Source organism: Cytobacillus praedii (genome assembly GCF_001439605.1).
Lineage (GTDB): Bacteria > Bacillota > Bacilli > Bacillales > Cytobacillaceae > Cytobacillus > Cytobacillus praedii.
This window is the reverse complement of sequence record NZ_LMBX01000021.1, coordinates 1-20,168: the sequence shown is the minus strand read 5'-3', so window position 1 is coordinate 20,168 and position 20,168 is coordinate 1. Positions and strand designations below refer to the sequence as shown.

Genomic DNA, 20,168 nt, shown 5'->3' with positions numbered 1-20,168 from the left:
AAATTAAGCTCTCTGAAAAACAGTAATGGTTGCCAGAGAGTCAGCTCCTCCTATATCGCTGTATGAGAGTGGCTGCAGCAAAATCAACAGCGTATTTAACTAAGCCATTAAAAAAAAGACATAATGCAGGATGATATACCTAAAATTTATTACATTTACATATCAAAACGTTTTCTGTTTTTAATCATGGGTTTTTATATAGTAGAATAGTGGAAAGTGGAGTCACTATTTTTTTATATTTATAATTTACTCGACTTTTGAGGTGAAATAATGAAGATTGTTGTTAGCGGCGGCGGAACGGGTGGACATATATACCCGGCTCTAGCCCTTATTCGTGAAATTCAAAAGGAAGAAAAAAACGTAGAGTTTTTATATATTGGTACTGAAAAAGGTTTAGAGAGTACGATCGTTCCAAGAGAAAATATTCCTTTTCAATCGATACATATAACAGGTTTTAGGAGAAAGCTTTCATTTGAAAACATAAAAACCGTGCTTAGGTTTTTAAAGGGAGTGCGTGAGAGTAAGAGAATGCTGAAGGAGTTTAAAGCAGATGTTGTTATTGGTACAGGAGGCTATGTATGCGGCCCTGTCGTATATGCTGCTGCAAAGCTTGGCATACCGACAATTATTCATGAACAAAACAGCGTCCCTGGTTTAACGAATAAATTCCTTAGCAAGTATGTTGACCGTGTGGCTGTTTGTTTTGAAGAAGCAAAGCAGTATTTTCCTAAAGAAAAGGTGGTCCTAACAGGAAATCCGCGTGCTTCTGAGGTTCTTGGAAAGGACGGAATAAGGGGACGACTTTCGGTTGGTTTAAAAACCAATGTGCCGCTTGTATTAATCGTTGGCGGAAGCAGGGGGGCAAAACCAATCAATGAAGCAGTCTTAAAGTCTTTGACCGAACTTGGTGAAAAGCCTTACCAGATATTATATGTAACTGGGGAAGTTCACTATGAAGAAGTGAAAAAGGAAGTTGATTTAATAGGAAGTCCGAATAACGTCATTATTAAACCTTTTGTACATAATATGCCTGAAGTGCTTGCGGGAACAGATTTAACAGTTGCAAGGTCAGGTGCAACAACACTAGCAGAATTAACTTCTTTAGGAATACCAAGTATTTTAATTCCAAGCCCATATGTAACAAATAATCATCAGGAGAAAAATGCAAGAGCATTAAGTGATCATGGTGCTGCTGTTCTTTTGTTAGAACAAGAGTTAACAAGTAAAAAACTTGTTGAGTGCATGGATCACATTTTAATGGATGATAAGAAAATAATGGAAATGAAAAAATCTGCAAAAAAACTCGGAATACCTGATGCGGCAAAGAGACTTTATAAATTAATGGAAGAACTTGTGAAGAAGTAAAACGTTTGCATAGAAGGGCAGTAGCCCTTATATGCATTTATGCATAAAGTAGTATTATTTATTGAAGTTTGGAAGGGCGGGAGATAGCAGTGAATGAGTTCATTTCAAAGCTCCAAGAATTAAATATTGGCATTGTGAAGGAGAATGAACCTTTAGCTAACCATACAACCATGAAGATAGGCGGTCCAGCTGATATATTTATTGAACCTTCGTCAATTGAAAATATGATAAAAACGATGGAACTAATAAATGAGTATAAAGTGAATTGGACATCAATAGGAAGAGGATCGAATCTTCTTGTGTCAGATTTAGGGATAGAGGGTGCAGTAATTAAACTTGGACGAGGAATGTCCAAGCTGGAGATAAACGGAACAGAAGTGACCGCAGGCGGCGGTTATTCATTAGTGAGTCTATCTACACAACTGAGCAGGCAAGGGCTAAGCGGGTTAGAATTTGCAAGCGGCATTCCTGGTTCTGTTGGAGGAGCCGTCTTTATGAATGCTGGCGCTCATGGTTCTGATATTTCCAAAATATTAACAAAGGCGCTCATACTCTTTGAGAGCGGAAAAGTTGAGTGGCTTTCAAATAAAGAGCTGATGTTTTCGTATCGAACCTCTGTGCTCCAAAAGGAACGTCCCGGTGTTGTTCTTGAAGCGGTTTTCCAGCTGCAATCAGGAGACAAAGACATTATTTTCTCGGAAATGCAAAAAAACAAGGAATATCGCAAAGAAACACAGCCATGGAATTTCCCGTGTGCTGGAAGCATATTTAGAAATCCTCTGCCACATTACGCTGGGAAGCTTGTTCAGGATGCTGGATTAAAAGGGCATTCAATCGGAGGAGCAAAAATTTCCGACATGCATGGCAATTTCATTGTAAATACAGGCACTGCAACAGCACAAGATGTGTTGTCTTTAATAAGTTTTATTAAGGGAAAAATTTATGAGTTATACCAGATAGAGATGCATACGGAAGTGGAAATAATCGGTCGAAAGTAACGGGAAATAATCCTTACTTATTCCATTTCATGTGATATAATTATACTCTAAAGACCTAGATTTATTTTGGGGAAAAGCGGCATGTATAAAACGTGCCGTTGTTTTCTCAATTATTGCATCCTAAAGGCATGTGCTCGCTTTTAGGATGCAATAATTGGACAAGTAATTTCGTAAGCTCTTGAGGTGAATGGAATGGAAAATGGGAAAATTGTATCTCTTGAGGATCGGATTCCTAAACTTAAACAACAAAGGCGAAAAAAAGCAAATAGAAGGCTTGTTTTTTTACTGCTTCTTTTCTTTTCAATTATTGTTTTTATCGTTTATTTCCAATCACCATTAAGCCATGTACATAAAATTGAAGTTTTGGGAAATTCTTTTTATAGTGATCAAGAATTGCTTGATTCTGCTGGACTTTCAGAGAATACAAATATTTGGAAGGTGAAAGAAAAAACAGTTGAGGAAAAACTAAAAAAGCTTCCTGAAATTAAAGATGCAACTGTCAAAGTTCATTTGCCGAGTTCAGTTTCGATTACTATAAAGGAATATAAACGGATTGCCTACATAAAAAAGGACAAGAGTTATTTACCTGTGAATGAAAATGGAAAGATATTGAAGCATATTGGCAAGAATGGGGAAATTCCTGCGAATGCACCGATACTTATCGGATTTTCGGAAGGAAATGTCCTGAATGAAATGATTGAGGAACTGGGGAAATTGCCAGATGAAGTGTTTAATTCTATTTCTGAGATTCATCATTCCCCGAAAGAGACCGATGCCTATCATGTGACTCTTTTTATGAATGATGGATTTGAGGTAAGTGCAACGATAAGAAGCTTTTCAGAAAAAATGGCACATTATCCTTCTATTGTAAGCCAATTAGACCCGGCAAAAGAAGGAGTTATTGACATAGAGGTCGGCTCTTATTTTAAAGCTTATGAACAAAAGGGAGCTGATGAAAATGAAGATAAAGAAGAAGCTGAAGGTGAAGGGTAATCATGTAATATTTTCACTAGTTTTTCTTGTTCTCGGCTATATAATTGCCTTTTCATATCATGTGACGAAGAGTGAAGGGGAGAATGCGGCTATTACGGGAAAACAGTGGGATAGAGATTTAGAGCTTCGCCATCAATTGGTTGAATTGGAGAAAAAAAATCTCACATTACAAAAGGAACTGCACGAGAAACAAGAGCGGGTTCGTGATATCGAAAATGAATTATCTCAAGAAGCCCAAGTTTACTTCAATCTTGCGGAAGATACAGAGAAATTAAGAATGTATCTTGGGAAAATAGATGTAAAGGGCCAAGGCGTTGAGGTGACGCTTTCTGACGGCGCCTACAACCCAGATGAGGAGAATATTAATAATTACATAGTGCATGAACAGCATGTCTTTAAAGTTATTAATGAACTGTATATTTCTGGTGCTTCAGCCATTGCTATCAATGGACAAAGACTTACACATAATTCATATATTTTATGCAATGGTCCTGTAATAGAAATTGATGGTTACCAGCATCCTGCTCCATTTGTTATAACGGCTATTGGAGATGCTGAAGTTTTATCTTCTGCTTTGAATTTAACAGGAGGGGTTAAGGATTCCTTAGTTAATGAGAATATCCAATTTACCTTAGAAGAAAAAGCTGAAGTAATAATGGAGCCATTATTGCAGGCTTCTTAATTGAAAGCGAAAGGTATTGCAGAGGGAAAAGCCACCCTTTCGACTTCAAATATAGTAATCGTCCACTTTTTAAATAAAGTTTGGAAAGCAAGGTGAAAAACGTGGACAAAAGGAAGAAAAATCTTAGTTTTACGTTAATTGCTATCGTTATAGGTTTTATGATAGCAATCCAGTTTCGAACAGTAAAAGAACCGGAAGTCCGTGATACGCGCGATACATGGCAGCTTCGTGATGATATCTTGAAACAAAATGAGCTTCAGCTTAAATTGATCCGAGAGGTTCAATCACATGAAGCAAAAATTGCCCAATATGAAACGGAGCTAAAACATAGCAAGGAACAAGTATTAAGAGACACATTAGAGGAATTAAAAGAAGAAGCAGGACTAACAGAGGTGACTGGATATGGAATTATTCTCTCTATTGAGCCTGTCATGGAAGATTTACTCATTGGAAAAACCGTTTCAAACGTTTCTCCCGATTTATTAAAAAGACTAGTTAATGAACTAAATATGTATGAAGCATCACATATAGCGATAGACAATCAACGTCTAATAAATACGACAGTTATTCGCGATATAAATAATGAAACAAAAATTGATGGCCATTCCATTAAGAAACTGCCATTTGAAATAAAGGTCATTGCTGAGGATGCGAAGGGAGCTGAGAAATTATACAACAGGATGCAAGTTTCAAAATCAGCTGACGAATTTTTTGTTGACAATTTACGGGTAAAAGTTATTAAACCTGAAGGGAAAATAACTATTCCTGCTTATCAAAATGCAATTAGAATTAGGGATATGAAGCCTGTGGATCCTGAAAAAGGAGGCAATTCATAATGTGGCTTCCGGTGTTAGGCTTGATTATTGGTGTAATTCTCGGATTATTTACAGAAATAAAAGTATCTGAGGAATACGCGAATTATTTATCGATTGCTGTGCTTGCAGGTCTTGATACTCTTTTTGGAGGAATTAGAGCTCAACTGCAAAATATTTATGATGAAAAAGTCTTTGTATCAGGTTTCTTTTTTAATATTGTACTTGCTGCAAGTTTGGCTTTTCTAGGTGTCCATCTTGGTGTAGACTTATATTTAGCGGCAGTATTTGCATTCGGGGTGAGATTATTCCAAAATATTGCAGTTATTAGAAGAATCTTATTAACGAAATGGACAAGCAACAAGGAAAAAACAGAAAAAAATTAATTTTAAAAAAGGGAATAAGATAGTTTTGACGAATAATTTTATAGTATAAATAAATTAATATAAGGAAAAATCGGGGCAAATCAAGTGCTTTAATGTCCATTTTAATGGATTTTTGCTCCGATCCCGCCTTTTATTCTCGTTTTTATTCTAAAAAAGAGAAGTAAACCAATTCTATATAGTTTTTAAACAATTAAAGTTTAAATAAATAACACGCTCAAAGTTATTGGGTTATGGAAATGTAAAAAAGGAGGTGCCAGAGAATGAACAACAATGAAATATATGTAAGTCTTGACATCGGTACATCCAGTGTAAAGGTTATCATTGGAGAAATGGTCAATGACTCTTTAAATATTATTGGTGTCGGCAGTGTAAAGTCCGAGGGCTTAAGAAAAGGCTCCATTGTTGATATAGATGAAACCGTTCATTCGATAAGGAAAGCAATTGAACAGGCTGAGAGAATGATAGGAATGGAAATTACTAGTGTAATAGTTGGGATTACCGGAAACCATGTCATGCTTCAGCCTTCACATGGTGTTGTAGCAGTATCAAGTGAGAATAGGGAAATAACTAACGAAGACGTTGCAAGAGTCATTGATGCAGCACAAGTCGTTTCGATTCCGCCAGAAAGAGATATTATTGATGTAATTCCCCGGCAGTTTATTGTCGATGGGTTAGATGAAATTAGTGATCCTCGAGGGATGATTGGTGTTCGGCTAGAAATGGAAGGAACAATCATTACCGGATCGAAGACTATCTTACATAATACATTACGATGTGTTGAACGCGCTGGGCTCGAGATTATTGATATTACACTTCAGCCTTTAGCAGCTGGTGCCTATGCTTTATCCAAGGATGAAAAAAATCTTGGTGTTGCCCTTGTTGACATTGGCGGTGGTTCAACAACCATTGCACTTTTTGAGCAAGGGGTCCTTAAGGCTACAAGTGTCCTGCCTGTTGGCGGTGAGCATATTACTAAGGATTTATCAATAGGTCTCCGCACATCTACAGAGGATGCCGAAAAGATAAAAACAAAATATGGATATGCATTCTATGATCATGCGTCAGAAGATGAAGTGTTTAGTGTTCCGATTATTGGAAGTGACCAGCATCAGCAGTTTAATCAGCTGGAAATATCTGATATTATCGAGGCGAGAATGGAAGAAATCTTTGATCTCATTCAAAACGAAATTAGACGACTTGGTACTCATGATTTACCTGGCGGGTATGTATTGTCTGGCGGGGTAGCAAACACTCAAGGAATACTAGAATTAGCACAGGATGTATTTCAAAATCGGGTTCGTATTGCCATTCCAGATTATATTGGTGTTAGAGAGCCGCAATATACAACAGCAGTAGGACTCATAAAATTTGCTTATAAAAATGCGAAGATGCAAGGCAGAAAGATGGGGGGAACTGCCCCTGTCAATACCCAAGAAATGAAAGAAAAACGCGTACAAAAACAACCGCAACCGAAAGCAAAGCCGGAAAAGCAACCGGAAGAAAAAATTACATCAAGAGTGAAGAAGTTCCTTGGATACTTTTTTGAGTAAAAATGGTGTTCTTTAGGAACATCGACGAATTAGGAGGATTTGTCATGTTGGAATTTGATACTAATTTAGATTCATTAGCAACGATAAAAGTCATCGGCGTTGGCGGCGGCGGTAACAACGCGGTTAACCGAATGATTGAACACGGGGTACAAGGTGTAGAATTCATAGCTGTTAATACGGATGCCCAAGCTTTAAATCTATCAAAAGCAGAAATAAAAATGCAAATTGGCGGAAAGCTGACTCGTGGGCTCGGAGCTGGTGCGAATCCTGAAGTTGGAAAAAAGGCAGCTGAAGAGAGTAAAGAGCAAATTGAAGAAGCATTAAAGGGAGCAGACATGGTTTTCGTTACTGCTGGAATGGGTGGAGGAACAGGAACGGGAGCAGCTCCCGTTATTGCCCAAATTGCGCGTGACTTAGGTGCTCTGACAGTTGGTGTTGTTACTCGTCCATTCACATTTGAAGGCCGTAAGCGTTCAACACAAGCTGCTGGTGGTATTGCTTCAATGAAGGAAGCAGTTGACACACTTATTGTTATTCCTAATGACCGATTATTAGAGATCGTTGATAAAAGTACACCGATGCTTGAAGCTTTCCGTGAAGCAGATAATGTTCTTCGTCAAGGGGTACAAGGGATTTCTGATTTAATTGCTACTCCAGGATTAATCAATCTAGATTTTGCTGATGTTAAAACGATTATGTCTAACCAAGGATCAGCCTTAATGGGAATCGGGATTGCTTCAGGTGAAAATCGTGCAACTGAAGCTGCGAAGAAAGCAATTTCGTCTCCATTGCTTGAAAAGTCAATTGATGGTGCTCAAGGGGTTCTTATGAACATTACTGGCGGCACTAACTTAAGTTTATATGAAGTTCAAGAGGCTGCTGATATCGTAGCAACTGCATCTGACCAAGATGTAAATATGATCTTTGGGTCGGTTATTAATGAAGACCTAAATGATGAGATTCTTGTAACAGTTATTGCAACAGGATTTAATGAGGATGTCATTCAGGTAAAACAGCAACAGCAACAGACTAGACCTTCATTTGGACAGCAAAAGCCAAATACAATGGGTACTGTTAAGCGGGAGCAAAAGAGAGAAGAGATTTCGCATGAACCAGTAAGAAATACTCCATCTCAACAAGCAGAAGAAACTTTAGACATCCCAACTTTCTTACGCAATCGAAATAGAAGACGCTAAGTAAATTTATAAATAAAAAGGACATGCTCCTAAATGGGAGCATGTCCTTTTTACTATGCGTGTTCAGGTTCCTTCAGTTCCATTGCAGGGCCAAAGAATTCGTAGCGAATATTTTCTCTTTTAAATCCTGCTTGCAATAAAGTTTCAAACATGGCTTGCATAAAGACAACCGGTCCGCACATATATACGATTGAATCTTTATCACTTACAATTGTTTTTAGCCAGTCAGCAGTAATAAATCCTTCTTTATCAAATCTTTTTTCTTCCCTGTCAAGCGCAGTTGGCTTTTCATAGCAGATAAAGCTTGAAATGGCATTATTATTGAGGTCAATTTGTTTTACCTCATCTAAAAATGCATGGACGTGTCCGTTGATTGCAGCATGAACAAACACTGTTTGCTTATTTTTATCTTCCAGGTGATTTAGCATACTAAGCATCGGTGTAATTCCTACACCACCGCTTAGAAGCAGAATGGATTTGTCATTGCTTTCTTCTAGTACAAAATCGCCAGCAGGTGCACTAATTTCAACGAAGTCACCGATTTTCAGTTCGTTATGCAAGAAGGTAGAAACGATGCCAGCCGGTTTAGTATTTATTTCATCTTCTCTTTTTACTGAGATGCGATAATATTCGCTATTTGGAGAAGTGGATAAGCTATATTGACGAATATGTGTAAAGTGTTGTCCTGGAATATTTGTAAGCTTTAAGCTTATATATTGTCCGGGGATATAATTTGAAACTTTTCCCCCATCAGCAGGTTTGAAATAAAATGATTTAATGCATTCGCTCTCTTGAACAATTTTTTCTACTTTGAAATTCTTGAAATCCTTCCATCCGCCTAGCTGATTTTCAGCTGCCTCGTACATGCCCTTTTCAACGCTAATAAACGTATCTGCAATAACACCATAAGCTTTTGCCCATGCATCAATAATTTCTTCAGTTGCTGCATCTTGAAGGACTTCTTTAATTGCTAATAATAAATGCTCCCCGACAATCGGATAATGCTCAGGCTTAATACCTAATGAACGATGCTTATGTGCGATTTGTGTAACAACTGGAATAATAGCGTCGAGCTGATCAATATACTTAGCAGCTGCATAAACTGTGCTGGCAAGAGCCTTTTGCTGACGGCCTTGTTTTTGATTTGCATGATTAAAAATGTTTAATAATTCTGGGTGTTTTTTGAACATTAACTCATAGAACGTTTTTGTGATGGCTTCTCCATGCTGTTCCAAAACAGGGACAGTACTTTTAATAATATCAATTGTTTTTTGTTCTAACATGTTGAAAAACTCCTTTTTTCTATTTTCCCTGTCATTATAGTGAATTGAAATTTTAATTACCGTGATGTACATCACACTTTTATATAAAGAATTTTGTTTGTAATGAATGAAAAAGATAAATAATGACAAAATCCGAAAAGAATAGTGAAAATTTCTATCGTTTTCATTACAGAAAGTGACACACTCCTTCTAGTGGAGTGCGCTATACTTTTTTTAACAGATTAATAGGGTGAAAAATAGAAGACATATCCATTCTTGTATAGTCCGAATTATGGAAGTAGTTAAAAGGAGGAAGAGGATTGGAGGTTTATTTAGATATTATTTGGGCTCTGAATTTTTTATTTGATAGCCTCCTCCTTTATTTGACAGCAATCATATTAAAAAGAGATGTCCGGCTATGGAGGATTTTTGCAGGGGGATTGATTGGGTCAGTAATTATTCTATTATCAATTACCCCATTACATTCCTATGCTGGCCATCCAATTACAAAATTGTTATTTTCAATTGTCATGGTATTGACTTCACTTGGATTTAAGAGGATTCGTTTTTTTCTAAATGGTTTAATGACTTTTTATTTAGTGACCTTTTTGATTGGAGGATCCTTAATAGGTGTCCATTATTTTTTGAAATTTGATTTCAAGCTATCTTCCTCCGTTTTAATTGCAAGCGTCAAAGGATTTGGTGATCCGATTAGCTGGCTTTTTGTTCTCATAGGTTTCCCAATTGCCTGGCATTTGTCTAAACGCAATATGGAAGCGATTGAAATAACAAAAATTCAATATGATTCATTGATAAAGGTAATTATTCAGATAAATGATGTGTCTTATTCATTTAAAGGCTTAATTGATAGTGGAAATCAGCTCTATGATCCGATTTCAAAAATGCCAGTTATGTTCGTTTCGATTAGAGAAAGAGTAACAGACTTTCCTGAGGACCTAGTTGAGATGGCAAAGAACCCTGAAAAAATTATTCTTGGTGCTGAAGAAGTAGCGCCTGATTGGGAGAATAGAATGCGGATTATCCCGTATAGTGTACTTGGACAAGAGCATCAGTTAATCATAGCGATAAAGCCAGATAAAATTCTCATTGAAAAAGAAGATGAGCTTTATCATGTGGAAAGTGGACTGGTATCTTTTTCTATACAGCAGCTTTCTCCGGACGATGCATTTCAGTGTATCGTTCACCCAAAAATGTTAACGAGTACTAGAAGAGCTGAGGTAAAACACGCTTAATCGAGGATAATCTATTAATTTTCTATACAGAGGAGGACTTTACATGAAAAGATTAAAGCTTCGCATCTCATACTATTGGTATAAATTTCTAATGAAACTCGGTCTGAAAACAGATGAAGTATTTTACATCGGCGGAAGTGAAGCATTGCCTCCTCCTTTAAGTAAAGAAGAAGAGGAAGTATTATTGGAAAAACTTCCAAATGGTGATAAGGCAGCCAGGTCCATTCTTATCGAAAGAAATTTACGCTTAGTTGTCTATATTGCGAGGAAATTTGAAAACACGGGAATCAATATAGAAGATTTAATAAGTATCGGTACGATTGGATTGATTAAGGCTGTCAATACCTTTAATCCTGAAAAAAAAATAAAGCTAGCTACATATGCATCAAGATGTATTGAAAATGAGATCCTTATGTATCTAAGAAGAAATAACAAAATTCGATCCGAAGTTTCATTTGATGAACCTTTAAATATAGATTGGGATGGAAATGAACTGCTGCTATCAGACGTACTTGGAACAGATGAGGACATTATCACAAAGGATTTAGAGGCAAATGTGGATAAAAAGCTGCTATCAAAAGCATTGCATCAGTTATCTGATCGTGAAAAGCAAATAATGGAGCTTCGCTTTGGTCTTGGAACTGGGGAAGAAAAGACACAAAAAGATGTGGCAGATATGCTTGGTATTTCTCAATCTTATATTTCCCGATTGGAAAAAAGAATCATAAAAAGATTAAAGAAGGAGTTTAATAAAATGGTGTAAGCCATTTTATTTTTTTGGGATACAAAAATATTTTTTTTAAAATATATAGACTAAAAAACAGCTTATTTTATGATGTTTAAGTCAGTTTTCTTAAAAATAGTAAAAAGAGACAAGTGCATATTTTTCCTTCTCAAGGAAATACTGTTTTTTGTACAGCAGCTCCTGTGAGGAGGGAAAAGGATTGACTCGAAATAAAGTAGAAATTTGCGGTGTTGATACTTCAAAGCTTCCAGTATTGAAAAACGAAGAAATGAGAGAGCTCTTCAAGCAAATGCATAAGGGGGATATATCCGCGCGGGAAAAACTCGTCAACGGAAATTTACGTCTCGTACTAAGTGTTATACAGCGCTTTAATAATAGAGGCGAATTTGTTGATGACCTATTCCAGGTCGGCTGTATCGGCCTAATGAAATCTATTGATAATTTTGATTTAGGTCAAAACGTGAAGTTTTCCACCTATGCTGTTCCGATGATTATCGGAGAGATTAGAAGATATTTGCGTGATAATAATCCCATTCGAGTTTCTCGTTCTTTAAGGGATATTGCTTATAAGGCACTTCAGGTGAGAGAACGACTAATGAGTAAAACATCCAAGGAGCCGACAGCTGCTGAAATTGCGAAAGAGCTAGATGTCCCACATGAGGAAATTGTTTTTGCATTAGATGCTATTCAAGATCCAGTCTCCTTATTTGAGCCAATCTATAATGATGGCGGAGACCCAATCTATGTTATGGATCAATTAAGTGATGAAAAAAATAAAGATATTCAATGGATTGAAGAAATCGCACTAAAAGAAGGGATGAGGAGGTTAAATGATCGGGAAAAAATGATCCTGAGAAAACGATTTTTCCAAGGGAAGACCCAGATGGAGGTTGCTGAGGAAATTGGTATTTCACAAGCACAAGTATCTAGACTTGAAAAAGCGGCAATTAAACAGATGAATAAAAATATCCAAAGCTAAAGCTGCCAAGTTGGCGGCTTTTTTTGTCTAGCAGGGGCTCTTAGCCCTTTGAGGTCATAGGCCAACTTTCCATCCAGCCCGCTTTATGCATGTCGGATCTTATCAGTCGTCTCCGCTTTTCGATTTTCATTAATAAAAACATGTTTGTTACCAATAATTTTGCATATGTAATCATATATTTTATGTAGAATGAAATACTGGGGGCGCGAGAAATGATTAAAATCTCTGAATTCCAATTGAAAGATGTAGTAAATGTATCAAATGGAAAGAAATTAGGAAATATTGGAGATATTGATATTAATATTCAGACAGGGAAAATAGATGCTGTGATTATTGGGGGAACGGGGAAGGTTTTAGGCTTTTTTGGACGTGATGAAGATATTGTGATTCCTTGGAAAAACATATTAAAAATTGGCGAAGATGTGATATTAGTGAGACATAAAGATAATAATATGTTGAATAATGCTGAGGAAGATGCATAAATATGTCTTTTAAAACTGTGAAGACAATGATTGTTATGGTAAACTAAAGAAAATATACAGCGAAAAGTATCTTATTCACTTCTGACATTCTTGTATTCAAGTGGTAGGTACGCTGCGCTAGAAGAAAAGCTGAGGGGCTATCTAATGGAACCATTTATCTTGAAAGATACTAGACATTTTCTTATTAAGGAATGGATGGATAAATTTCCGAAATTAGTCGCAGGATTCACGTCTAAGAATGGCGGATTTAGTGAATCTTATTTCTCCACTTTGAATCTTGGTTTACATGTGAATGATTCTATCGCGAGTGTTCGAGAAAATCGTCAATGTATGGCTGAGACACTCCAGTTCCCAGTTGAGAACTGGATCGGAGCCGAACAAACCCATAAGATAAATATAGAAGTGGTAGCTGAGAATGCTGCAGGTAAAGGTTCACTAAGTTATGATGAATCATTCAAGGACACAGACGGTTTTTTTACGTTCGATAAAAACATTTTACTAACACTCTGCTTTGCTGATTGTGTCCCTTTATTTTTCTTTCATGAAGAAACAGGGGCAATGGGTGTAGCGCATGCAGGCTGGAAGGGAACTGTAAATGGAATAGCAGCGGAAATGCTGACGTTATACAAAAAGAATGGCATAGGAGAGAAAGACGTTCATGTCGTTATCGGTCCTTCAATATGCCGTAATTGTTATGTTGTAGACGAACCAGTGATCACTTTAGTTAAGAATCGTCTAGGTGATCAATTGGATGTTCCATTTAATCAAATACAAGAGAATCAATATGAATTAGATTTAAAGGAAGTAAATAAAGCAATCCTCTTACAAGCAGGTGTATTAGAAGAAAACATCCAAGTTTCGAATTTTTGTACCAGCTGTCATGAGGAACATTTTTTCTCCCATCGAAGAGATAAGGGAAAGACGGGGAGAATGATGAGTTTTATCGGCTGGAAGGAGGATTAACCGGTTTGAAGGTAATAGAAAATCTGCAAAAGATTCAAGAAAACATCGAGTTGGCTTGTAGAAGGTCTAACAGACATTCTAGTGAAGTAACAATCATTGCTGTTACTAAATATGTAACTATTGAAAGAGCCAAGGAAGCCGTTGAAGCGGGTATTGTCCATTTAGGAGAGAACCGGGATGAGGGTCTCCTTGCTAAATGGGATGTATTGAGGGACAAGCCAATGTGGCATTATATAGGAACCCTGCAATCACGAAAAGTAAAAAATATTATTGATAAAGTCGATTATATTCACTCCTTGGATAGAATGTCACTTGCAGAAGAAATAAATAAAAGAGCTGAAAAAGTTACGAATTGCTTTGTTCAAGTAAATGTTTCTGGTGAGGAATCAAAGCAAGGGTTATCTCCTGATGAAGTAGGAGAATTCGTTTTAAGCTTAAGCAAGTTTGAAAAAATACGAATTTGTGGTTTGATGACAATGGCGCCATATATAGAAGATGAACAAGTACTTCGTTCATGTTTCCGAAAACTAAATGAATTACAGAGAAAAATCAAAAACTTAGAACTTGATTATGCGCCTTGTACAGAATTGTCAATGGGAATGTCAAATGACTATGAAATTGCCATTGAAGAAGGGGCGACCATGGTACGGATAGGCACCGCATTGGTAGGCGAAGAAGGAGTAGGAGGTTGATAGAAAATGAGTATCAAGAATAAATTTAAAACATTTTTCTTCTTAGATGATGAATATGACTATAAGGAAGAGGAAATCGTCGAAGAAGAATTGGAGGCAGTAAAACAAACACCAAAAGCTCAGCCTGCACAAAAAAATAATATTGTCAGCCTGCAAAGTGTCCAAAAGTCATCTAAAATGGTCCTGGTTGAACCACGTGTTTATGCCGAAGCACAGGATATTGCTGACCATTTAAAAAATAGACGTGCGGTTGTAGTTAATTTACAAAGAATTGAAAAGGATCAGGCAAAAAGAATCGTGGATTTCCTAAGCGGAACCGTTTATGCAATTGGTGGAGATATTCAAAAGGTTGGAACAGATATTTTCTTGTGTACACCTGATAATATAGAAATTTCCGGAAACATTTCACAAATGATGCAAGAGCAAGATTTTGAAAATACGAGGTGGTAGCACTAAATGGTACTATTATTCAACATTATCGCAACCGTAATTAATTATTATTCATGGGCATTAATTATTTACATTCTATTGTCTTGGTTTCCAGGTGCAAGAGAATCTGCAATTGGACAATTTTTAGCAAAGATTTGTGAGCCATATTTAGAGCCATTTAGAAAAATAATTCCTCCACTTGGAATGATCGATATTTCTCCAATTGTTGCGATATTAGTTCTTAAATTTGCTATAAGCGGATTAGGGCAATTATTTGTATGGATAAGTTGAACAATGAAAGAGGGCTTATACTCGGCCCTCTTTATTTTGGGGTTGAAAAGGGGTTAATGAATGACGATATACCAGCATTTCCGTCCTGAAGAGAAGGAGTTTATCGATCAAGTCCTTAACTGGAAGAATGCCGTTGATGCTTCCTATGCACCGAAGTTAACTGATTTTCTTGATCCAAGGGAACAGGGAATTGTGAGGTCAATCATAGGCAATCAAACAGAAGTGAAATTTGAATTTTTTGGCGGTACACTCACTTCAGAACGAAAGCGTGCGATTATTTATCCAGATTATTTTCAAGTGACAGAAGATGATTTTCAACTTTGTTTATTTGAAGTAGAATACCCTAGGAAATATATTTCACTTCAACATCCTCAAGTACTTGGCAGCTTAATGTCATTAGGCTTAAAAAGGGGCAAGTTTGGTGATATTCTTGTCCACAACGGGAGAATTCAGTTTTTTGTTTCAAAAGATGTGGAGGATTATATTTGCTTGCAATTAGAATCGGTTGGTAAAACAACTGTTAGCTTACATTCGCAGCCACTTGCAAATGCCGTTCAGCCAGAGGAAAATTGGTATGAAGTTTCTGTTACAGCATCTTCTCTGAGATTAGATACTGTTATTTCAGCAATTTATAATATATCTAGGCAAAAATCACAAGGTTATATCCAGCAAGGTCTGATAAAATTAAATTGGAGTTTAATCGAAAACCCTGCTTTTGAATGCAAAGAATATGATATGATATCTGTCAGGGGCTATGGACGCTCTAAAATCATTTCCATTGAAGGAAAAACAAAAAAAGATAAATGGAAAATTACCGCAGGGAAGGCAAAGTAATTATATTACTGGCAAATTGGAATACATTTATACATGACTTGTTTAGATATTTTCATGTATATTGCCTTTTTCTATGATTGGTTGCTTTTAGTCATTTTCTAATTGACCTTGCATGCAAAAAAAGTTAGTTGATTGGAGCGGAAGGTGCGTGACTCCTCGAAAATGCTGTTGTATTTCATTTGTGCGATGAACTATTCACTGCAGCTAATTCAAAGTCCTGCTGTAGGATTGGGACAGGTGAGACCCCGCAGGCACTAATGTGTCTAGGAGGCTAATCGTCTACCACGCGGAAAGCGAGTTGCCTGAAGTGGAAATCAACCTCTGTATATATCATACTAATTTGTTTCATGTTAGGGTGAATGGCTGTTATAAAAATTATTTTCAATTTGCAGGAATATGCTGCAAGTTGTCGAATAATAGCTTTATACATAATTGAAGGATTTTGGGAGGTGGCCATGATGCCATTAACACCGTTGGATATTCATAATAAGGAATTCAGCAAAGGATTCCGAGGCTATGATGAAGACGAAGTGAACGAATTTCTTGACCAAGTGATAAAAGACTATGAAATTGTCATTCGGGAGAAAAAGGAATTAGAAGAAAGGCTAAATGATCTCAACGAACGCATTGGCCATTTTACTACGATTGAAGAAACATTAAACAAATCAATTGTCGTGGCGCAGGAAGCAGCTGAAGAAGTGAGGAGAAATGCGCAAAAAGAAGCAAAGCTCATCATTAAGGAAGCTGAAAAAAATGCTGACCGGATTGTGAATGAATCGTTATCTAAAGCTAGAAAGATTGCTCTTGAAATTGAAGAGCTAAAAAAACAATCAAAGGTATTCAGGACTCGATTTAAGATGTTAATTGAGGCACAATTAGATCTATTGAATAATGATGATTGGGATCATCTTCTCGAATATGAGCTTGATGCAACTGAATTAAAATCTGCACAAGAAGAAGATTCATTAGCTTGACGAAACTCTAATAAATGCATATAATTTTTAAAACAAAGTAAATAGGAAATACGAACTGTGAGAGGGACAGTACAATATTTATATGCTTTAATCAGTGCATAAAAATTGCATTGTTAGCGATTCGGGGATGGTGGAAGCCCGGAAGAAGCGAAATATTGGAAAATCACCCTTGAGTTCCTTGCTGAACGTTCAATTGAATTATTAAGCATAGGCGATTCATTCGCGTTAAGAATGCTTGAGAGGATAGAAAATGATTGAATTTCTATCTACAAGGGTGGTACCGCGGGAGATAAAACCTTCTCGTCCCTTTTTGGGATGAGAGGGTTTTTTTATTTACTTTACAGTAAGTTTTATTGTGCAAAAGAAATGGCAATCATGGAGCTAATGATCGAAATTGGAGGAATGGACATGGATTACAAAGACACGTTATTGATGCCAAAAACAGAATTTCCAATGAGAGGGAATTTACCGAAGCGTGAGCCGGAAATTCAAGCTAAATGGGAAGAGATGGATATTTACAAGAAAGTACAAGACCATACGAAAGGCCGTCCAATGTTCGTTCTGCATGATGGACCACCATATGCAAATGGTGATATCCATATGGGGCACGCATTAAACAAAATTCTTAAGGATATTATCGTTCGTCATAAATCAATGACTGGCTATAATGCCCCTTATGTTCCAGGATGGGATACACATGGTCTGCCAATCGAGCAAGCCTTAACAAATAAAGGGGTAAAACGCAAGGAAATGACGGTTGCTGAATTCCGTAAGCTATGTGAAGAGTATGCCTATGGACAAATCGACAGCCAGCGCACACAATTTAAACGTTTAGGTGTTAGGGGAGATTGGGAAAATCCTTATATCACGTTAAAACCAGAATATGAAGCACAGCAAATTAAGGTTTTCGGAGATATGGCGAAGAAAGGCTATATCTATAAAGGGAAAAAGCCTGTTTACTGGTCTCCTTCTTCTGAATCTGCTTTAGCAGAGGCAGAAATTGAATATAAAGATAAACGCTCTCCTTCAATCTATGTTGGATTTAAAGTGGCAGACGGCAAGAATGTTCTTGATTCAGATACGCAAATTGTCATTTGGACGACAACACCTTGGACGATTCCAGCAAACCTAGGAATTTCTGTACACCCTGAACTAACTTATGTTGTCGTTGAAGAAAAGGGGAGCAAGTATCTAGTAGCCGAAGATTTATTAGCGGCAGTAACAAAAGAGATTGAATGGGAAAATCCGCAAGTTGTTAAAACTGTGAAGGGCGCTGAGCTTGAACATATTCTAGCTAGACATCCATTCTATGACCGTGATTCACTTGTTATGCTTGGGGAACACGTAACAACAGATGCTGGAACTGGCTGTGTGCATACAGCACCAGGACATGGAGAAGATGATTTCTATGTCAGTCAAAAATATGGTCTAGATGTATTATGCCCAGTGGACGATCGCGGGGTTATGACGAACGAAGCTGAAGGTTTTGAAGGATTATTCTATGATGAAGCAAATAAGCCGATTACTGAAAAGCTCGATGCTGTTGGAGCATTACTAAAGCTTACATTTATTACTCACTCATACCCGCATGATTGGAGAACGAAGAAACCAGTAATCTTCCGTGCGACAGCTCAATGGTTTGCTTCCATTAAAGATTTCCGCAATGAGCTTATGGACGCAGTAAAGGAAACTAAATGGGTACCTGCATGGGGAGAAACGAGATTATTTAATATGGTTCGTGACCGTGGCGATTGGTGTATTTCCCGTCAGCGTGCTTGGGGAGTACCGATTCCAGTATTCTATGCTGAAAATGGAGAAGCCATTATTACAGATGAGACAATTGATCATGTTTCAAACCTCTTCCGAGAGCATGGTTCAAATATTTGGTTTGAACGTGAAGCGAACGACTTGCTTCCTGAAGGTTTTACACATGCTGGAAGCCCGAATGGAAAGTTTACAAAAGAAACAGATATTATGGATGTTTGGTTCGATTCAGGTTCTTCCCATCAAGCAGTTCTTCTAGAACGTGATGATCTGCAAAGACCAGCTGACTTATATCTTGAAGGCTCAGACCAATATCGTGGATGGTTCAATTCTTCTCTGTCAACAGCTGTTGCTGTAACTGGAAAAGCTCCATATAAAGGGGTTTTAAGCCATGGGTTTGCCCTTGATGGTGAAGGAAGAAAAATGAGTAAATCAATTGGAAACGTTGTTGTTCCCGCTAAAGTTATGAACCAGCTTGGTGCAGATATTTTAAGACTATGGGTTGCATCTGTTGATTATCAAGCAGATGTCCGCGTATCTGACCCAATTTTAAAACAAGTGGCTGAAGTATACCGAAAAATCCGCAACACATTCCGTTTCTTGCTTGGAAATCTAGATGATTTTGATCCTTCCGTAAACAAAGTGGCTTATGAAGATTTACGCGAAGTGGATCAGTTTATGCTTGTAAAGCTAAATAAATTGATTAAAACTGTTCGTAATGCCTATGAAAATTACGAGTTCGCAGGGATTTATCATGCAATTAACAATTTCTGTACACTCGATTTAAGTGCCTTCTACCTTGATTTTGCTAAAGACATTTTATATATTGAGGGAACGGATCAAAAAGATCGCCGTGCAATCCAAACTGTTCTTTATGAAAGCTTGCTTGCATTAACAAAATTGGTGGCTCCGATTCTTTCTCATACTGCTGATGAGGTTTGGGGCTTTATTCCATCAGTTAAAGAGGAAAGTGTACAATTAACAGATATGCCAGATTACGAAGAACTTCCGAAAGCAAAAGCTCTCGAAGAAAAATGGACTTCTTTCATGAAGCTTCGGGATGATGTCTTAAAGGCGCTAGAAGAAGCTCGTAATGAAAAAGTCATCGGTAAATCATTGACTGCAAAAATTACATTGTACGTAAATGAACAAGTAAAAGATTTGCTTGACTCAATTGATGAAAACTTAGAGCAGCTATTTATCGTTTCTGATTTTGAACTTGCTGGTAAATTAGAAGATGCTCCTGAAAATGCTCTTAAATTTGAAAATACAGCAATCGTTGTTACAAAGGCTGAAGGTGAAACTTGTGAGCGCTGTTGGATTGTTACACCTGAGGTAGGAAAGAGTAAGGAATACGAAACTTTATGCCCACGTTGTGCAGATGTCGTAGAAAATCACTATAGTCATCTTGTATAATTGTATGAGTCCCTGTTTATACAGGGGCTCAGATTGTCGACAAAAGGGGTTCGGAATGGTCTCATTCCGAACCCCTTTTTATAAAAAAGTCCTTAATTTTTT

Annotated in this window: 20 protein-coding genes and 1 other annotated feature; of the genes, 19 read left to right on the top strand and 1 reads right to left on the bottom strand. The window is 37.2% G+C overall.

The annotated features are described in order from the left end of the window. Positions 1-270 precede the first annotated feature (270 nt). From murG to ftsZ, 8 genes are all read left to right on the top strand, one after another. Positions 271-1,365 (top strand): undecaprenyldiphospho-muramoylpentapeptide beta-N-acetylglucosaminyltransferase, encoded by a 1,095-nt coding sequence (gene murG, locus ASU02_RS19215; RefSeq protein ID WP_057766627.1) that lies wholly within the window; start codon positions 271-273, stop codon positions 1,363-1,365. An 89-nt stretch (positions 1,366-1,454) separates the two neighbouring features. Further along, the gene (gene murB, locus ASU02_RS19210; RefSeq protein WP_057766625.1) at positions 1,455-2,363 is read left to right on the top strand and encodes a UDP-N-acetylmuramate dehydrogenase; all 909 of its coding nucleotides are present in this window, start codon (positions 1,455-1,457) and stop codon (positions 2,361-2,363) included. A gap of 192 nt (positions 2,364-2,555) precedes the next feature. Beyond that, positions 2,556-3,356, top strand: a complete 801-nt coding sequence (locus ASU02_RS19205; protein ID WP_057766623.1) for a cell division protein FtsQ/DivIB — start codon at positions 2,556-2,558, stop codon at positions 3,354-3,356. After that, positions 3,322-4,038: a DUF881 domain-containing protein gene (locus ASU02_RS19200; RefSeq protein ID WP_057766621.1), complete on the top strand. Its 717-nt coding sequence runs from the start codon at positions 3,322-3,324 to the stop codon at positions 4,036-4,038. The genes ASU02_RS19205 and ASU02_RS19200 overlap by 35 nt, the downstream gene beginning before the upstream one ends. 101 nt (positions 4,039-4,139) lie before the next feature. Next, positions 4,140-4,874 (top strand): DUF881 domain-containing protein, encoded by a 735-nt coding sequence (locus ASU02_RS19195; protein WP_057766619.1) that lies wholly within the window; start codon positions 4,140-4,142, stop codon positions 4,872-4,874. Then, on the top strand, positions 4,874-5,236 hold the full coding sequence (locus ASU02_RS19190; protein WP_057766618.1) for a small basic family protein: 363 nt from the start codon (positions 4,874-4,876) through the stop codon (positions 5,234-5,236). The genes ASU02_RS19195 and ASU02_RS19190 overlap by 1 nt, the downstream gene beginning before the upstream one ends. A 260-nt stretch (positions 5,237-5,496) precedes the next feature. Next, on the top strand, positions 5,497-6,786 hold the full coding sequence (ftsA, locus tag ASU02_RS19185; protein ID WP_057766616.1) for a cell division protein FtsA: 1,290 nt from the start codon (positions 5,497-5,499) through the stop codon (positions 6,784-6,786). A gap of 44 nt (positions 6,787-6,830) precedes the next feature. Continuing rightward, the gene (gene ftsZ / locus ASU02_RS19180; RefSeq protein WP_057766614.1) at positions 6,831-7,982 is read left to right on the top strand and encodes a cell division protein FtsZ; all 1,152 of its coding nucleotides are present in this window, start codon (positions 6,831-6,833) and stop codon (positions 7,980-7,982) included. Between the two features lie 53 nt (positions 7,983-8,035). On the opposite strand, the gene hmpA is transcribed toward ftsZ, so the two are convergent. Continuing rightward, positions 8,036-9,265 carry an NO-inducible flavohemoprotein gene (gene hmpA / locus ASU02_RS19175; protein WP_057766612.1) on the bottom strand — a complete coding sequence of 410 codons (1,230 nt, stop codon included), beginning with the start codon at positions 9,263-9,265 and terminating at the stop codon, positions 8,036-8,038. Positions 9,266-9,564: 299 nt separating this feature from the next. On the opposite strand from hmpA, the gene spoIIGA reads away from it, so the two are divergent. The 11 genes from spoIIGA to ileS all read left to right on the top strand — a co-directional run bounded on the left by spoIIGA (position 9,565) and on the right by ileS (position 20,066). Then, positions 9,565-10,497: a sigma-E processing peptidase SpoIIGA gene (gene spoIIGA / locus ASU02_RS19170; RefSeq protein ID WP_057766610.1), complete on the top strand. Its 933-nt coding sequence runs from the start codon at positions 9,565-9,567 to the stop codon at positions 10,495-10,497. A 43-nt stretch (positions 10,498-10,540) separates the two neighbouring features. Then, complete coding sequence (gene sigE / locus ASU02_RS19165) at positions 10,541-11,260, top strand: RNA polymerase sporulation sigma factor SigE (protein ID WP_057766608.1); 720 nt, start codon at positions 10,541-10,543, stop codon at positions 11,258-11,260. Positions 11,261-11,441: 181 nt separating this feature from the next. Further along, entirely contained in the window at positions 11,442-12,221 is a 780-nt protein-coding gene (gene sigG / locus ASU02_RS19160) for an RNA polymerase sporulation sigma factor SigG (protein ID WP_053475586.1), read from the top strand. Positions 12,222-12,433: 212 nt separating this feature from the next. Further along, a complete protein-coding gene (locus ASU02_RS19155) occupies positions 12,434-12,703 on the top strand; it encodes a YlmC/YmxH family sporulation protein (RefSeq protein ID WP_057766606.1) in 270 nt (89 codons plus the stop codon). Positions 12,704-12,847: 144 nt separating this feature from the next. Continuing rightward, positions 12,848-13,666 carry a peptidoglycan editing factor PgeF gene (pgeF, locus tag ASU02_RS19150; protein WP_057766604.1) on the top strand — a complete coding sequence of 273 codons (819 nt, stop codon included), beginning with the start codon at positions 12,848-12,850 and terminating at the stop codon, positions 13,664-13,666. 5 nt (positions 13,667-13,671) lie between these two features. Continuing rightward, on the top strand, positions 13,672-14,358 hold the full coding sequence (locus tag ASU02_RS19145) for a YggS family pyridoxal phosphate-dependent enzyme (protein WP_057766602.1): 687 nt from the start codon (positions 13,672-13,674) through the stop codon (positions 14,356-14,358). Positions 14,359-14,364: 6 nt separating this feature from the next. Further along, on the top strand, positions 14,365-14,808 hold the full coding sequence (locus ASU02_RS19140; protein WP_057766600.1) for a cell division protein SepF: 444 nt from the start codon (positions 14,365-14,367) through the stop codon (positions 14,806-14,808). Between the two features lie 6 nt (positions 14,809-14,814). Next, on the top strand, positions 14,815-15,078 hold the full coding sequence (locus ASU02_RS19135) for a YggT family protein (RefSeq protein WP_057766597.1): 264 nt from the start codon (positions 14,815-14,817) through the stop codon (positions 15,076-15,078). A 60-nt stretch (positions 15,079-15,138) separates the two neighbouring features. After that, positions 15,139-15,912 (top strand): YlmH family RNA-binding protein, encoded by a 774-nt coding sequence (locus ASU02_RS19130; RefSeq protein WP_057766595.1) that lies wholly within the window; start codon positions 15,139-15,141, stop codon positions 15,910-15,912. Positions 15,913-16,370: 458 nt separating this feature from the next. Next, positions 16,371-16,886 (top strand): DivIVA domain-containing protein, encoded by a 516-nt coding sequence (locus tag ASU02_RS19120; RefSeq protein WP_053475593.1) that lies wholly within the window; start codon positions 16,371-16,373, stop codon positions 16,884-16,886. A gap of 48 nt (positions 16,887-16,934) precedes the next feature. After that, positions 16,935-17,197: a binding site (T-box leader), on the top strand. A gap of 97 nt (positions 17,198-17,294) precedes the next feature. Next, complete coding sequence (gene ileS / locus ASU02_RS19115) at positions 17,295-20,066, top strand: isoleucine--tRNA ligase (protein WP_057766747.1); 2,772 nt, start codon at positions 17,295-17,297, stop codon at positions 20,064-20,066. Positions 20,067-20,168: the final 102 nt, after the last annotated feature.

What these genes read in the sequence shown, in the direction of transcription:
- murG (WP_057766627.1), top strand. Translation starts at nt 271, where the DNA reads ATGAAGATTGTTGTTAGCGGCGGCGGAACGGGTGGACATATATACCCG.
- ASU02_RS19205 (WP_057766623.1), top strand. Translation starts at nt 2,556, where the DNA reads ATGGAAAATGGGAAAATTGTATCTCTTGAGGATCGGATTCCTAAACTT.
- ASU02_RS19200 (WP_057766621.1), top strand. Translation starts at nt 3,322, where the DNA reads ATGAAGATAAAGAAGAAGCTGAAGGTGAAGGGTAATCATGTAATATTT.
- ASU02_RS19190 (WP_057766618.1), top strand. Translation starts at nt 4,874, where the DNA reads ATGTGGCTTCCGGTGTTAGGCTTGATTATTGGTGTAATTCTCGGATTA.
- ftsA (WP_057766616.1), top strand. Translation starts at nt 5,497, where the DNA reads ATGAACAACAATGAAATATATGTAAGTCTTGACATCGGTACATCCAGT.
- ftsZ (WP_057766614.1), top strand. Translation starts at nt 6,831, where the DNA reads ATGTTGGAATTTGATACTAATTTAGATTCATTAGCAACGATAAAAGTC.
- hmpA (WP_057766612.1), bottom strand. Translation starts at nt 9,265, where the DNA reads ATGTTAGAACAAAAAACAATTGATATTATTAAAAGTACTGTCCCTGTT.
- sigE (WP_057766608.1), top strand. Translation starts at nt 10,541, where the DNA reads ATGAAAAGATTAAAGCTTCGCATCTCATACTATTGGTATAAATTTCTA.
- ASU02_RS19155 (WP_057766606.1), top strand. Translation starts at nt 12,434, where the DNA reads ATGATTAAAATCTCTGAATTCCAATTGAAAGATGTAGTAAATGTATCA.
- pgeF (WP_057766604.1), top strand. Translation starts at nt 12,848, where the DNA reads ATGGAACCATTTATCTTGAAAGATACTAGACATTTTCTTATTAAGGAA.
- ASU02_RS19140 (WP_057766600.1), top strand. Translation starts at nt 14,365, where the DNA reads ATGAGTATCAAGAATAAATTTAAAACATTTTTCTTCTTAGATGATGAA.
- ASU02_RS19135 (WP_057766597.1), top strand. Translation starts at nt 14,815, where the DNA reads ATGGTACTATTATTCAACATTATCGCAACCGTAATTAATTATTATTCA.
- ASU02_RS19130 (WP_057766595.1), top strand. Translation starts at nt 15,139, where the DNA reads ATGACGATATACCAGCATTTCCGTCCTGAAGAGAAGGAGTTTATCGAT.
- ASU02_RS19120 (WP_053475593.1), top strand. Translation starts at nt 16,371, where the DNA reads ATGCCATTAACACCGTTGGATATTCATAATAAGGAATTCAGCAAAGGA.
- ileS (WP_057766747.1), top strand. Translation starts at nt 17,295, where the DNA reads ATGGATTACAAAGACACGTTATTGATGCCAAAAACAGAATTTCCAATG.